This is a genomic window from Paracidovorax sp. MALMAid1276 (genome assembly GCF_049198005.1).
Lineage (GTDB): Bacteria > Pseudomonadota > Gammaproteobacteria > Burkholderiales > Burkholderiaceae_C > Acidovorax.
Genome location: NZ_JBMIRS010000193.1, coordinates 1 through 13,808, shown reverse-complemented (window position 1 = coordinate 13,808; position 13,808 = coordinate 1). Strand labels below are relative to the sequence as shown.

Genomic DNA, 13,808 nt, shown 5'->3' with positions numbered 1-13,808 from the left:
AAATGCGCGGTTCACCCTCTTGTCTGCGGAGGCGCCCGTGCGGGCCGCCTCCTCCTCACCGCCACACCCCATGAGCACGCCCCAACCACAACCCGGCCTCGAAAGCCTGTCCAAGTCGTTTGAACCCGCCGCGCTGGAAGCCCACTGGGGCCCCGAATGGGAAAAGCGCGGCTACGGCACCGCGGGCCACCGGGGCACGGGCGTTCCACAGGCGGGTGAACCCGCGTTCTCCATCCAGCTGCCGCCACCCAATGTGACGGGCACGCTGCACATGGGCCATGCGTTCAACCAGACGATCATGGACAGCCTGACCCGCTACCACCGCATGCGCGGCTTCAACACGGTGTGGGTGCCCGGCACCGACCACGCGGGCATCGCCACCCAGATCGTGGTGGAACGCCAGCTGCAGGAGCAGGGCATCAGCCGCTACGACATGGGCCCTACCCCGCCCGAGGCGCGCAAGAACTTTGTGAGCAAGGTGTGGGAGTGGAAGGAAAAGTCCGGCAACACCATCACCACGCAAATGCGCCGCATGGGCGATAGCGTGGACTGGAGCCGCGAATACTTCACCATGGACGACAAGCTGAGCGCCGTGGTGACCGACACCTTTGTGAAGCTGTACGAGCAGGGCCTGATCTACCGCGGCAAGCGCCTGGTGAACTGGGACCCGAAGCTGCAGTCCGCCGTGTCCGACCTGGAAGTCGAGAACGAAGAAAAAGACGGCTCGCTGTGGCACATCGCCTACCCGCTGGCCGATGGATCGGGCAGCCTGACGGTGGCCACTACGCGGCCTGAAACCATGCTGGGCGACGTGGCGCTGATGGTGCACCCCGAAGACGCGCGCTACACACACCTGATCGGCAAGATGGTCAACCTGCCGCTGTGCGACCGCCAGATCCCGGTGATCGCCGACGAGTACGTGGACAAGGAATTCGGCACGGGCGTGGTCAAGGTCACCCCCGCGCACGACCAGAACGACTATGCCGTGGGACAGCGCCACAAGCTGCCGATGATCGTGGTGCTGACGCTGCAGGCCACCATCAACGAAAACGCCCCCGCCAAGTACCAAGGCATGGACCGCTTCGTGGCCCGCAAGGCTGTGGTGGCCGACCTCGAAGCCATCGGCGCACTGGTCGAGGTGAAGAAGCACAAGCTCATGGTGCCCATCTGCACCCGCACCGGCCAGGTGGTCGAGCCCATGCTGACCGACCAGTGGTTTGTGGCCATGAGCAAGGTGTCCGACCAGGACCCCACGGGCAAGAGCATCGCGCAAAAGGCCATCGACGCCGTGGCCAGCGGCGAAGTGACCTTTGTGCCCGAGAACTGGGTGAACACCTACAACCAGTGGATGAACAACATCCAGGACTGGTGCATCAGCCGCCAGCTGTGGTGGGGCCACCAGATCCCGGCGTGGTACGACGAAGACGGCAACGTGATCGTGGCCCGCACAGAAGCCGAGGCGCAGGACAAGGCACCGGGCAAGACGCTGCGCCGCGATGAGGACGTGCTGGACACCTGGTACTCGTCCGCCCTCGTGCCCTTCAGCACCATGGGCTGGCCCAACCAGGGCACGGACGAAACGGACGACTTCAACCTGTACCTGCCCAGCACCGTGCTGGTGACGGGCTACGACATCATCTTCTTCTGGGTTGCCCGGATGATCATGATGACGACGCACTTCACGGGCCGCGTGCCGTTCAAGCATGTGTACATCCACGGCTTGGTGCGCGACGCGCAGGGCAAGAAGATGTCCAAGTCCGAGGGCAACGTGCTTGACCCGGTGGACCTGATCGATGGCATCGCGCTGGAGCCCCTGCTCGGCAAGCGCACCACCGGCCTGCGCAAGCCCGAGACCGCGCCCACCGTGCGCAAGAACACGCAAAAGGAATTCCCCGAGGGCATTCCGGCCTATGGCGCGGATGCGCTGCGCTTCACCTTTGCCGCGCTGGCATCGCTGGGGCGCAGCATCAACTTCGACAGCAAGCGCTGCGAGGGCTACCGCAACTTCTGCAACAAGCTCTGGAACGCCAGCCGCTTTGTGCTGATGAACTGCGAGGGCCAGGACTGCGGCCTGAAGGAGCACACCAAGGAAGAATGCCAGCCCGGCGGCAGCGCCCACGGCTACATGCAGTTCAGCCAGGCCGACCGCTGGATCACTTCGCTGCTGCAAAAGACCGAAGCCGAGGTGGCCAAGGGCTTTGAGGAATACCGCCTGGACAACGTGGCCAACACGATCTACGACTTTGTCTGGAACGAGTACTGCGACTGGTACCTGGAGATCGCCAAGGTGCAGATCCAGAACGGCACCGAGGCCGAGCAGCGCGCCACGCGCCGCACCCTGATCCGCACGCTCGAAGCCATCCTGCGCCTGGCCCACCCCATCATCCCGTTCATCACCGAAGCCCTGTGGCAGGTGGTGGCACCCGTCGCCGGCATCCCTGGCGATTCAGTCAGCATTGCGCGCTACCCAGAGGCGCAGCCCGCAAAGATCGACGAGGCCGCGATTGCCCACATGGGCCGCGTGAAGGGCCTGGTGGACACCTGCCGCGCGCTGCGCGGCGAGATGAACGTGTCGCCCTCCACCCGCCTGCCGCTGTACGTGGTGGGCGATGCCGACTTCATGCGCGGCGTGGCACCGGTGCTGCAGGCGCTGGCCAAGCTGAGCGAAGTCAAGATGTTTGACGACGAGGCGGCCTGGGCCGCCGCCGCCCAGGCCGCGCCCGTGGCCGTGGTGGGCGATGCGCGCATGTGCCTGTTCATGGAAATTGATGTGGTCGCCGAAAAGGCGCGCCTGCGCAAGGAAGTCTCTCGCATCGAGGGCGAGGTTGCAAAGGCGAATGGCAAACTCTCCAACGAGGCCTTTGTGGCCAAGGCGCCCGCGGCGGTGCTGGAGCAGGAGAGGAAGCGCGTGGCCGATTTCACTGCCACCCTCGCCAGATTGCGCGATCAGCTGACACGGCTGGGCTGAGACCCGGGCCATACTGTCGGGTGTGGCCCTGCTGCCAGGGCCTCATCGCCATCTCCCGTCTGCGTTCGCAGACTGTTTTTTGCACGGGTGTTGTTGATCGGTCGTTGTTGCGCTTGCGCCGGCTTGCCCGGCGGAGGCCCACAGCGGCGCCAGCACCCTGCTTGCCTGCCTGGAAGGAGCCCCATGACCACTGCCACCACCGTCCGCAAAGCCGTGTTTCCCGTTGCCGGCCTGGGCACCCGTTTTCTGCCCGCCACCAAGGCGAGCCCGAAGGAAATGCTGCCCGTGGTGGACAAGCCGCTGATCCAGTACGCCGTGGAAGAAGCTTACGAGGCCGGCATCCGCGACATGGTGTTCGTCACCGGGCGCAGCAAGCGCGCCATTGAAGACCACTTCGACACCGCTTACGAGCTGGAGAGCGAGCTGGAAAACGCAGGCAAGCAGGAAATGCTGTCGCTGGTGCGCAGCATTGCGCCCGACGACATGAACTGCCTGTTCGTGCGCCAGCCGCGCAGCCTGGGCTTGGGCCATGCGGTGCTGTGCGCCGAGCCGCTGGTGGGCAACGAGCCCTTTGCCGTTCTGCTGGCCGACGACCTGATGGTGGGCAAGAACGGCGGCCCCGGCGTGATGGCACAGATGACGGCCGCGTTCTCCAAGCAGGGCCGGTCACTGCTGGCCGTGCAGGAAGTGCCGCAAGATCACACCCGGCGCTACGGCATCGTCAAGGGCGAGGCCGCCGGGGGCGCACTGATGCGCGTGGATGAAATCGTGGAAAAGCCCGCGCCCGAAAAAGCCCCCTCCCGCATGGGCGTGGCCGGCCGCTATGTGCTCACACCGCGCATCTTTGCCGAGATCCGCAACCAGCCCCGGGGCGTAGGCGGCGAGATCCAGCTGACCGACGCCATCGCCCGCCTGATGAGCCATGAAACGGTGTATGCCTTCCAGTACGAAGGCAAGCGCTATGACTGCGGCAGCAAGGAAGGATTTTTGGAGGCGACCGTGGAACTGGCGCTGCAGCATGCACAGGTGGGTGACTACTTCCGTGACTACCTCAAGGGCCTGAGCCTGTAAACCCGCATCCCACGGCGCGGCGCCCAGCGCGTTATCGGCGGCGCAGGATGTGGATGAATTCCTCATCCACCGTCTGCTGCTCCACCAGCTCGTTGCCCGTCTGCTTGGCAAACGCCTGGAAGTCGCGCAGCGAGCCGCTGTCGGTGGCCACCACCTTGAGCAGCTGGCCGCTGGCCATGTCGGACAGCGCCTTCTTGGCCTTGAGGATGGGCAGGGGGCAGTTCAGGCCCCGGGTGTCGATTTCTTTGTGAATGTCCATGGTGATCCATCAGTGCTTGGGCGGCTCGGGCTGGTCCAGCCCCCGGCGCCGCTCCGCATTTTCCTCTGCCGTGAAGAACACAGGCTCATGCCCCCGGGTTCGCAGCCAGTCGGCCAAGGCATACCCCGTGCCGGCGGGCCAGCACTTGAGCTCGTTCAGCTCGTAAAAGCGGTAGTCCACCAGCTCGGGCGACAGCTTTACCTGCCCCGTGGCCACCACGTGGTAGGCAATGATGATCTGGTTCATGCGCAGGAACTCGTAGGCGCCCACCAGGGTGGCGGCCTGCACGTCGAGGTTGGTCTCTTCCTTCACCTCGCGCGCAATGCCTTCCTGGGGCGACTCGCCCGCCTCCATGAAGCCGGTGATCAGCGCAAACATCTTGGCGGGCCAGGCCGCGTTGCGCGCCAACAGCACCTTGCCATCCACTTCCACGATCGCAGCCAGCACGGGCGTGGGGTTGTTCCAGTGCGTCCAGCCGCAGGCGGGGCAGCGAAGCCGCTCCTTGTCGCCGCCATCCTCGGCCAGCGTGATGGGCTGCAGGCCGGTGCCGCAGTGCGTGCAAAAGCGAACGTCGTAGTGCATGGCAAACTATGAATTTGATAGCTGCCAGCGCTTATCCATAAAGCGCTGGGGGCCCATTTTGCTTGAAGTTTTGACGCCAGCCCGCGCGGGCCAACTCACGCGGGAAACACGCCGGTCGACAGATACCTGTCGCCCCGGTCGCACACCACGAACACGATGGTGGCATTGCTCTCGCGCGCGGCGATCTGCTGCGCCACCCAGCAGGCTCCGGCCGCCGAAATGCCCGCAAAGATGCCTTCCTCGCGCGCCAGGCGGCGGCACATTTCCTCGGCATCGTCCTGGCTCACGTACACGAGTTCGTCCACCGTGCTCGCGTCATAGATCTTGGGCAAATACTCTTGCGGCCACTTGCGGATGCCCGGAATGCGCGAGCCCTCCTCCGGCTGCGCGCCGATGATCTGGATGGCAGGGTTTTTCTCTTTGAGGAACCGCGACACGCCCGTGATGGTGCCCGTGGTGCCCATGGCGCTCACGAAGTGTGTGATGCGCCCGCCCGTCTGCTCCCAGATCTCGGGGCCCGTGGTTTCGTAGTGAACGCGCGGATTGTCCGCATTGGCGAACTGGTCCAGCACCTTGCCTTCGCCGCGCTTTTGCATGGCCTCGGCCAGGTCGCGCGCATGCTCCATGCCACCGCTCTTGGGCGTGAGCACCAGCTCGGCCCCAAAGGCCTTCATGGTCTGCGCACGTTCGATGGAGAGGTCCTCGGGCATCACCAGCACCATGCGATAGCCCTTGATGGCCGCCGCCATGGCCAGCGCAATGCCTGTGTTGCCCGACGTGGCCTCGATCAGCGTGTCGCCAGGGCGGATGTCACCGCGCTCCTCGGCGCGGCGGATCATCGACAGCGCCGGCCGGTCTTTGACCGACCCGGCCGGGTTGTTGCCCTCCAGCTTGCCCAGCACCACATTGCCCCGCGCTGCGTTGTCCTGCGCCCCGATGCGCTGCAGCGCCACCAGCGGCGTGTGGCCCACCGCGTCTTCTATGGTCGGATATTTCATGCGCCCTACTGTGCCATAATTTGCGGCTTCACGAATTCCAGCCCGGGTGGTGAAATTGGTAGACGCAGGGGACTCAAAATCCCCCGCCGCAAGGCGTGCCGGTTCGATTCCGGCCCCGGGCACCATAGGTTTTATGCTATGGTTTTTGAGTCAAGAGGCGCGCGGTTGGTGTAAAAAATCAACTTAGCGCGGCGTTAGCGGCTACGCTTCCAGGCGGCTACGCTTCCAGGAGCATCACGACGTGCTCAGCGTGTCGGTCGGCCGTGGCCTAAGCACTGCCCACCCGCAGCCCCCTATACAGTCGACATCAAGTTCACCGATGCGGCAACGGCAATACCTACGAGGATGCCAGCGGCAATTTCCAATCTGGTGTGACCCATACGTTCACGCAAGGTCTCCTGACCAGGCGCCCCGGCCGCCAGTTTGTTGATGGCTGCCGCATGCTTGCCCACCTGCCGACGCAGGCTACTGGCATCGAGAACCACAATAAACGCCAACGAAGTTGCGACGCCGAAAGCAGGGTGTTCGACTCCCTCCTTAAGCGCGACAAGCGCAGCCATACTGCTAACGATAGAACTGTGGTTGCTGGGCAGCCCACCGTAGCCGATGAGGCTGAACGCTAGCTGCTTCGTCTTGATGCTATTGATGACGAACTTTGAGACTCCGGCGACAAACCATGCCAGGAATGGGGTAAGAGCGTAAGACAAATCCATGATCACTCCTGCACCGGTAAAAGCGCCCAGCCACACACAGCCACCCACAGCAGCACAGTGACCATAAGCTGCCAATCAGCCAGCAGAACATCGGTTGGCGACTCGCCGCCATCGAGTGCTTCCACCACGAACCAGTAGCGAAATAGTCCAAACAAGACCATTGGAACCGTTATGACCAACTCAGGCTTCGCAGACATCACAAACATGCTGTAGAAAAACAATGCTCCGGTTGCTGACATCTCAGCGTAGCGATCCACCAGCGAAACGGAGTATTTCTCTAAGACCTTGCGGCCCTCTGTTCCGCTTTGGCTGAGCTCTTGACGGCGCTTCACAGCGGCCAAGTACAGCGCCAAGCACAGGGTCGTAATGAACATCCATGACGACACGGGCACGTCAAGGGCCATTGCCCCTGAATAGACCCGCAGAACAAAACCTATAGCGATGGTAAAGATGTCGACTACAGGCTGGTGCTTCAGCACGAAGGTGTACGCCAGGTTTAGCACCAAATAGGCCGCGATAACCATCACCACCTTTGGGGCAACAAACCAGCCCCACACAAGCACTGCGTAAAGTGCCACCAACAAGACCAGCGCAGCGCGAACCGTCACAATCCCGGCTGCAAGGGGACGAGCCTTGGACTTTTTGGGGTGCCGACGGTCACGCTCGATGTCGTGCATGTCGTTGACGATGTATGTCGCCGATGAAGCCACACAGAACAGCAGTACCGCCAAAAGGGCGTGACCGACAGCTTCAACATCTAAAAACGCCTTGGAAAATACAAGTGGCGCCAGAACAAAGCCGTTCTTGATCCACTGCTTTGGCCGCATCAGCTTGACGAGGCCCAGCAGACGATCCCAGGGCGAGCAGACCATCGCGGTACCATGCATTATTTTTGAATCCCGTCGATTTAAATGAATAATGACCTCATCTAAGCTGGCAGTTACTTATGCAATTTTCGCACTGATTGCAACAGCAGCAAACATTGGTGCACAGGATCTTGTCATCCGCACATACAGCGGCACGGCCAACATTTTGACCTCGGTCGTGGTCGGAACAGGCACCGGGCTGGTGGTGAAGTACATCCTTGACAAGCGCTATATCTTCCGATTCCGGCCCCGCAGCTTGAACCACGACACACAAACGTTCGTTCTCTATGCGGCTATGGGCTTGGCCACAACCATAATTTTCTGGGCTTTTGAGTTTGGCTTCCACCACGTCTTCGAAACCAAGGAAATGCGCTACATCGGCGGCGTTGTCGGTCTAGTGATCGGTTATTTATCCAAGTACCACCTCGATAAGCGCTACGTCTTTCGCATGGAAGCTGTATGAAGCCAGTATCTTCCTGGGGACGTTTGAGCGCCCATCCTCATCGCGTCGTCGGTCTCACTGACCCGGTCAGAGTTAAGTCGCTCGTTTGCCATGGCAACCAACTGGGCGTGGCTTACGGCATGGGGCGCAGCTATGGCGACGTCTGCCTAAATCCGGAAGCAACTCTCTGGCTCACAACCGGCCTCGACCATTTCATCGCTTTTGACGACAGCACCGGTCGTCTGGTGTGTGAAGCCGGCGTACTACTGCGAGACATTCAGCGACTTACCGTTCCGAGAGGATGGATTCTGCCCGTGACCCCGGGCACCCAGTTGGTGACCGTAGGAGGGGCTATTGCCAATGATGTGCACGGCAAGAACCATCACGTAGCGGGTTCTTTTGGCGATCACGTACACAGCCTAACGCTCATTCGCACCAATGGTGAAGTCATAATTTGTGGCCCTCATGAGCAGCCAGATTGGTTTGCCGCCACTGTCGGCGGATTGGGCCTGACCGGGGTGATCACACAAGCCGAGATCCAGCTACGCCGTATTTCCGGTCCATGGCTAGATACCGAGACTGTGCACTATAGCAACCTGGGCGAGTTCTTCCGGCTCGCGGATGACTCCGAGGTTGAGTGGGAGCACACGGTGTCCTGGATCGACTGCATTGCAGACGACGGTGGGCGCGGCCTATTTACGCGAGGCAATCCCACTGCCGCCGGAGATCGCCCTGCACCTCAGAGACGGAAGTTGACCATGCCAGTGGTGCCACCCGTTTCTTTGATCAACCAGCTGTCGCTGCGTCCGGTCAACATGGCCTATTACTACTTCAAAAAGTGGCAGGCTGGACGGGCCATTACGCACTACGAATCTTATTTCTACCCGCTGGACAATCTGCTTGATTGGAACAAGATGTACGGCCCGAAGGGGTTCTTCCAATACCAGTGTGTGGTTCCGCGAGAAGTTGGGCCAGCAGCGGTGCAGGCCATGCTCAAAGAGATCGCTCGATCGGGAAGTGGCTCGTTTCTAGCTGTCCTAAAAACTTTTGGCAACCGCCGGTCGACGGGGATGCTGAGCTTCCCACAGCCGGGGGTTACGCTAGCGCTGGACTTCCCAAACCATGGGCAACGCACCCACAAACTTTTTGATCGTCTTGACGCCATAGTGCGCGAGGCCAACGGCCGTATCTATTTGGCCAAAGATGCACGTATGCCCAGAGAGCTGTTTGAAGCAGGCTATCCCCGCCTCGCTGAATTCATGAAGTACCGAGACCCGGGAATCAGCTCTTCTCTCTCACGCCGCTTAATGGGAAGCTGAATGAACAGCAACAAGAGAATCGTCATTGTTGGCGCCACCTCGGCAATCGCCGAGCATTGCGCCAGATTATGGCTGGCACAAAAGCCGACAGAGTTGATTCTGGTAGGCCGCGATACCAAGCGCTTAGATCGGATTGCAAATGACTTGAGGGTGCGCGGTCCGCAATCCGGGACTCGGATTGTCATAACAGAATTTCTGAACCCGCAGGCGATAAATGCAACCGTTAAGGACATCGTCAGCTTGGGTCGCATAGATATCGTCCTCATTGCGCACGGATCACTGCCTCAGCAGCCCGAATGCCAACACGACCTTCAGGCTTGCCATGATGCACTCGCACTCAACGGGTTGTCACCCGTCTTGTTCGCCGAGGCATTTGCCAATGAGATGGAAAAAGTGAACCACGGGACCATTGCACTGATAGGCTCAGTCGCCGGTGATCGCGGGCGCAAATCGAACTATATATATGGAGCAGCAAAAGGACTGGTCACACGCTACGCCCAAGGCTTACAACATCGCTTCGCGGGTAGCGGGGTCAAGGTGGTTCTCATCAAACCTGGCCCTACTGACACGCCGATGACGACTCATCTCAAGGAGAAGGGCGCCAAGTTGGCGTCGGTTGACAGCGTGGCGAAGCAGATTTTTAAGGGAGTGGAATCTGGCACTCCGGTCATTTACACTCCAAAAAAATGGCAGTACATTATGATGATAATTCGCCATCTACCAATAATGATTTTTAGCAAGCTTGACATTTGACATGCAAGAAATAGCCATCACTCCCCCGAGCACCAGGACGTCGCTCGAAAAATATTTGCCTTATGGGGTGTGGATATTCTTTGCATATTCTATATTTCAATACGCAGCGATAATAAATAACGGGGGAAACAGCTGGATAACAGGCGATTGGCTGATAAATTACAGTGCAGGCCCCATTCGAAGAGGCTTGATCGGCGAGTTGATTTTATCCCTTTCATCCGAAAAAATACCTGCACTTTGGATCGCATACACAATACAAACTTTTTTTTACTTAGCAACTTTCCTGCTTGTGTTTGCAATTTACAAAATCCGGGACCGCAGTGCATTCTGGCTACTGATTCTGTTTTCGCCTGCGTTTTTATTGTTTTCATTCTATGATACTCAAGGCAGCTTTAGAAAAGAAATAATGATTTTTGCCATTTATTCTTTTCTATGCCTCCTCTACTGCAAAAAAAATGTTACCCCACCAAAACTCATCTTAATAAGCATTGCCTATTTAATTGCAGCCTTCTCCCACGAATTAAATGCCCTCACTTGGCCATTTTTTGCTTATATCATTTATAACAGCGCAAAAGAAGGCCTCATTTCACAGAGAACCGCCACCATATTCAGCCTCGCGCTAATTTTCCTCAGCGCAGCGGTGCTTTTGTTCGCATCTTTGAACAAAGGAACTGCGAAATCAGCAGATTTAATTTGCCTGTCTTTGATCAAAAATAGCATTTCTCCATCAATCTGTGATGGCGCCATAAATTGGCTAAAAGAAGATACAAAAACAGCCACCAACACAGTAAAAAGTTTGATATCCCAAAAATCACTCTGGACACCAATTTTATTTATCCTGGCGATTGCACCATTGTTATTCACTACATGGATCAGGAAAGAAACGTTTCTGCTACTGATTGTTAGCACCATCACAATTTCCCCACTCTTTTTCGTCGCAGTTGATTATGGGCGATGGGTATACATCTTGGTTTTCTTAATTTTCTGCACGGCGCTTTCCGAAAATATTCAAACAAAATTACCCAAAAAAAGAATATTTTATATCCTGGGCATGATTTATCTAACAACATGGTCAATTCCGCATTGCTGCATGGGAAGTGAAGTTGGCGGAGGATTGATTGGTTACATCAAAAAAATGTAACTAAAGCGCAAAAACATTACACCCCGGAAAAATAAGTCGGAATCCTCATTTTTCATACTTCGCTGCCTAACAGGATACTGAAATACAGCTGGAGGACTCGAAAAATGCCCGCTTTGAGGATGCACCCCTTTCCGGGTCGTACCCAAATTTCACCCAGACGTCGTCGAAGTGCTTACTTGGCTCGGTAATGTTGCGCGTTCGCGCCTCTATCACGCCTCATGGCGAGGTCTCACGCAGCTAGCGATAGATGCTATTTTCGGTACACGTTGCGAGAAATCGCGGCAATCCCACCGTTCATGCGGGTTCCTGAACAGGATCTTGGCACGGCCCCATCACGAACAGCCCAAGCGCCATCGCCGCCCGTGCGGCGTGGCCGCCGCTTACATCCGGGGCGACTTGCCCACCGGGTCGCCCGCCTCGTCCTCTTTCTCGCCTGCATAGGGCCCGCCCTGCGATGCCGGGGGCAGGCTGGGCTGTGGGGGCAGCGTGGGCTTGTCCGTGCTCGGGGGCAGGTCGCCCGGGGGCAGGTCGCCCGGGGGCAGGGGAAACTGCTCGGGCACCTTGTGGGCGGGATGTTCGTTGGGATCGGTGGGCATGGGCACTCCTCGGGTGAATGCCTTGATTGGGCGGTGTGGCGCGGGCCGGGCGTGTAGGAGGCCGCGCAACAAAACAGAAAGCAAAGAAAAAAGAAAGCCCGCGCGCGGCGGGCTCTCGGGGTCTGCGCGCTGCGCGGCTTCGCACCGGTGTGGCACCTTCTTCGCCGCCGAAGCCCGGCGTTGTCCCCCGAGTTCGACACCAAATCGGCATTTCGGGCGATTTGCGTAGGCCGCGCCATTGTGAATCAATGTCTTAGAGGCGTCGCGGAAGAATTTCTGTAGTGGCAAAGTCTGTTGTCAAGGGTGTTGGCAATAATTGGCACCGTCGCTACACTCCCCGAATGTTCATCAAGCTCACCCGCGCCGGCGGCCACACCTACGCCCAGTTGGTGGAGTCGTTTCGCGATGAGCACGGCAAGCCCCGTCAGCGCACCGTCGCCACCTTGGGCCGCGTCGACGAGAGCGGTGGCCAGGTCGACGCGCTGCTCAACGGGCTGCTGCGCTCCAAGGGCCGTCCCACGGTAGCGAACACCGCGCCACAGCTGCGCTTCGAGTCGGCGCTGGCGCTGGGCGACGTGTGGGCGCTTCACGAGCTGTGGCACGAACTGGGCTTTGACCGCCTCTCCGCCGTGTTCCGGCGCGCCCGCTTCACCACGCCGGTCGAGCAGGCGCTGCGGGCGATGGTCTTCAACCGGCTGTGCGACCCGGATTCCAAGCTGGGCGTGCTGCGCTGGTTGCAGACGGTGAGCATGCCGGGGGTCGATCCGGCGGCGCTGACGCATCAGCAGTTGCTGCGCAGCATGGACGCGTTGATGGACCACCAGGCGGCGGTGGACGATTGCATCGCCGGCTTGCTGCGACCGCTCATCGATGACGAGCTGTCGGTGGTGTTCTACGACCTCACCACGATTCGCGCGGCGGGCCTGAGCCAACAAGACGACGACGTGCGCCATTTCGGCATGTCCAAGGAGGGCGTGATCGCCCGCCAGTTCATGCTAGGCGTGGTGCAGACGGCCGACGGCATGCCGATCTATCACGAGGTGTTCGACGGCAACACGGCTGAGGCCCCCACGTTGGAGCCCACACTCAAGAAGGTGCTGGCGCGATACCCGCATATCAAGCGCCTGGTCGTGGTGGCAGACCGGGGGCTGCTCTCGTTGGACAACCTTGAAGCGCTGAGCAAGCTCATGCTGGCAGGGCGCCAGCAGGCGCTGGAATTCATCCTGGCCGTCCCCGGGCGGCGCTACGGTGAGTTCGTCGATCTGCTGGCCCCATTGAGCGCGCAGACTGCGGGAGCAAGCGAGCAGGACGTGCAAGAACTGGCGTGGCAAGGCCGTCGCCTGGTGGTGGCCCACGATCCCGTGCAAGGGGCAGAGCAGACCGCGCAACGTCGAGCCCGCATCGACACGTTGGTGCAGCGTGCGGCGCAGCTGGCCGGCAAGTTGGATGCGCAGGACGAGGGCAAGGTGCAGCGCGGACGCAAGCTCTCCGACTCTGGCGCCAAGGCGCGCTTCTTCCACGAGGTCAGCGAAGCGCACTTGGCGCGCATCATCAAGGTCGACCTGAAGTCCGAGCTGTTCACCTACGAGATCGACGAAGCCGCACTGGCCCGCGCGCAGGCGATGGACGGCAAGTTGCTGCTGGTCACCAACGTCAAAGACCTGACGCCGCGCGAGGTGCTGCAGCGCTACAAAAGTCTGGCCGACATCGAGCGAGGCTTCCGCGTGCTGAAGTCCGAGATCGAGATCGCACCGGTGTTCCATCGCCTGCCCGAGCGCATCAAGGCGCACGCGAGCATCTGCTTCACAGCGCTGATCCTGTACCGCGTCATGCGCTCACGACTGAAGCTTGCCGGCAGCCCGCTCTCCCCTGAAGCCGCACTGTCAGACCTGCGCCGCATCCAGCGCCACAGCGTCAGCATCGACGACGCGCCGCCCGTCCAGGGCCTCTCCACCATCACTCCTGCCCAGGCCGCCGTCCTGGCCGCACTCAACATCAAGAAACCCACCCACGACGCTCAAATGTCCCTTTTGTAGTGGCAGGCCGAAGGGCTCACCCTATACAGATCAACCACTTAGACGATTTGGTGTCGAACTCGGG

The 13,808-nt window shown here is 59.8% G+C and carries 13 protein-coding genes and 1 tRNA gene; 8 read left to right on the top strand and 6 right to left on the bottom strand.

The window, feature by feature from the left end:
• Positions 1–70 precede the first annotated feature (70 nt).
• Entirely contained in the window at positions 71–2,968 is a 2,898-nt protein-coding gene (locus ACOQFS_RS14080) for a valine--tRNA ligase (RefSeq protein ID WP_421563449.1), read from the top strand.
• A 183-nt stretch (positions 2,969–3,151) separates the two neighbouring features.
• Positions 3,152–4,039, top strand: coding sequence for a UTP--glucose-1-phosphate uridylyltransferase GalU (gene galU, locus ACOQFS_RS14075; RefSeq protein WP_421563448.1), 888 nt, complete (start codon positions 3,152–3,154; stop codon positions 4,037–4,039).
• A 31-nt stretch (positions 4,040–4,070) separates the two neighbouring features.
• On the opposite strand, the gene ACOQFS_RS14070 is transcribed toward galU, so the two are convergent.
• From ACOQFS_RS14070 to cysM, 3 genes are all read right to left on the bottom strand, one after another.
• Entirely contained in the window at positions 4,071–4,298 is a 228-nt protein-coding gene (locus ACOQFS_RS14070) for a sulfurtransferase TusA family protein (RefSeq protein WP_421563447.1), read from the bottom strand.
• A gap of 9 nt (positions 4,299–4,307) precedes the next feature.
• On the bottom strand, positions 4,308–4,880 hold the full coding sequence (locus tag ACOQFS_RS14065; protein ID WP_421563446.1) for an NUDIX hydrolase: 573 nt from the start codon (positions 4,878–4,880) through the stop codon (positions 4,308–4,310).
• Positions 4,881–4,975: 95 nt separating this feature from the next.
• Entirely contained in the window at positions 4,976–5,878 is a 903-nt protein-coding gene (gene cysM / locus ACOQFS_RS14060) for a cysteine synthase CysM (RefSeq protein WP_421563445.1), read from the bottom strand.
• Between the two features lie 40 nt (positions 5,879–5,918).
• Here cysM and ACOQFS_RS14055 point away from each other — a divergent pair.
• Positions 5,919–6,003 (top strand) — tRNA-Leu (locus tag ACOQFS_RS14055).
• 168 nt (positions 6,004–6,171) lie between these two features.
• Here the strand turns inward: ACOQFS_RS14055 and ACOQFS_RS14050 are convergent.
• Together ACOQFS_RS14050 and ACOQFS_RS14045 are read right to left on the bottom strand one after the other, a co-directional pair.
• The gene (locus ACOQFS_RS14050; RefSeq protein ID WP_421563444.1) at positions 6,172–6,591 is read right to left on the bottom strand and encodes a divergent PAP2 family protein; all 420 of its coding nucleotides are present in this window, start codon (positions 6,589–6,591) and stop codon (positions 6,172–6,174) included.
• A 2-nt stretch (positions 6,592–6,593) separates the two neighbouring features.
• Entirely contained in the window at positions 6,594–7,481 is an 888-nt protein-coding gene (locus ACOQFS_RS14045; RefSeq protein WP_421563505.1) for a decaprenyl-phosphate phosphoribosyltransferase, read from the bottom strand.
• A 28-nt stretch (positions 7,482–7,509) separates the two neighbouring features.
• On the opposite strand from ACOQFS_RS14045, the gene ACOQFS_RS14040 reads away from it, so the two are divergent.
• The 4 genes from ACOQFS_RS14040 to ACOQFS_RS14025 are packed head-to-tail and all read left to right on the top strand — an operon-like array spanning position 7,510 to position 11,112.
• On the top strand, positions 7,510–7,920 hold the full coding sequence (locus ACOQFS_RS14040; protein WP_421563443.1) for a GtrA family protein: 411 nt from the start codon (positions 7,510–7,512) through the stop codon (positions 7,918–7,920).
• Positions 7,917–9,218 carry an FAD-binding protein gene (locus ACOQFS_RS14035; protein WP_421563442.1) on the top strand — a complete coding sequence of 434 codons (1,302 nt, stop codon included), beginning with the start codon at positions 7,917–7,919 and terminating at the stop codon, positions 9,216–9,218. Before ACOQFS_RS14040 ends, ACOQFS_RS14035 begins: the two co-directional genes overlap by 4 nt.
• Complete coding sequence (locus tag ACOQFS_RS14030) at positions 9,219–9,971, top strand: SDR family NAD(P)-dependent oxidoreductase (RefSeq protein WP_421563441.1); 753 nt, start codon at positions 9,219–9,221, stop codon at positions 9,969–9,971.
• A 1-nt stretch (position 9,972) separates the two neighbouring features.
• Complete coding sequence (locus ACOQFS_RS14025; protein ID WP_421563440.1) at positions 9,973–11,112, top strand: hypothetical protein; 1,140 nt, start codon at positions 9,973–9,975, stop codon at positions 11,110–11,112.
• Positions 11,113–11,492: 380 nt separating this feature from the next.
• Here the strand turns inward: ACOQFS_RS14025 and ACOQFS_RS14020 are convergent, their stop codons facing one another.
• A complete protein-coding gene (locus ACOQFS_RS14020) occupies positions 11,493–11,708 on the bottom strand; it encodes a hypothetical protein (protein ID WP_421563439.1) in 216 nt (71 codons plus the stop codon).
• Positions 11,709–12,049: 341 nt separating this feature from the next.
• Between ACOQFS_RS14020 and ACOQFS_RS14015 the strand changes: the two genes are divergently transcribed.
• The gene (locus tag ACOQFS_RS14015; RefSeq protein WP_421563438.1) at positions 12,050–13,744 is read left to right on the top strand and encodes an IS1634 family transposase; all 1,695 of its coding nucleotides are present in this window, start codon (positions 12,050–12,052) and stop codon (positions 13,742–13,744) included.
• Positions 13,745–13,808 lie beyond the last annotated feature (64 nt).

Excerpts from the sequence above, each read along its gene's own strand:
- ACOQFS_RS14080 (WP_421563449.1), top strand. The coding sequence starts at position 71 with ATGAGCACGCCCCAACCACAACCCGGCCTCGAAAGCCTGTCCAAGTCG.
- galU (WP_421563448.1), top strand. The coding sequence starts at position 3,152 with ATGACCACTGCCACCACCGTCCGCAAAGCCGTGTTTCCCGTTGCCGGC.
- ACOQFS_RS14070 (WP_421563447.1), bottom strand. The coding sequence starts at position 4,298 with ATGGACATTCACAAAGAAATCGACACCCGGGGCCTGAACTGCCCCCTG.
- ACOQFS_RS14065 (WP_421563446.1), bottom strand. The coding sequence starts at position 4,880 with ATGCACTACGACGTTCGCTTTTGCACGCACTGCGGCACCGGCCTGCAG.
- cysM (WP_421563445.1), bottom strand. The coding sequence starts at position 5,878 with ATGAAATATCCGACCATAGAAGACGCGGTGGGCCACACGCCGCTGGTG.
- ACOQFS_RS14050 (WP_421563444.1), bottom strand. The coding sequence starts at position 6,591 with ATGGATTTGTCTTACGCTCTTACCCCATTCCTGGCATGGTTTGTCGCC.
- ACOQFS_RS14040 (WP_421563443.1), top strand. The coding sequence starts at position 7,510 with ATGACCTCATCTAAGCTGGCAGTTACTTATGCAATTTTCGCACTGATT.
- ACOQFS_RS14035 (WP_421563442.1), top strand. The coding sequence starts at position 7,917 with ATGAAGCCAGTATCTTCCTGGGGACGTTTGAGCGCCCATCCTCATCGC.
- ACOQFS_RS14030 (WP_421563441.1), top strand. The coding sequence starts at position 9,219 with ATGAACAGCAACAAGAGAATCGTCATTGTTGGCGCCACCTCGGCAATC.
- ACOQFS_RS14025 (WP_421563440.1), top strand. The coding sequence starts at position 9,973 with ATGCAAGAAATAGCCATCACTCCCCCGAGCACCAGGACGTCGCTCGAA.
- ACOQFS_RS14020 (WP_421563439.1), bottom strand. The coding sequence starts at position 11,708 with ATGCCCACCGATCCCAACGAACATCCCGCCCACAAGGTGCCCGAGCAG.
- ACOQFS_RS14015 (WP_421563438.1), top strand. The coding sequence starts at position 12,050 with ATGTTCATCAAGCTCACCCGCGCCGGCGGCCACACCTACGCCCAGTTG.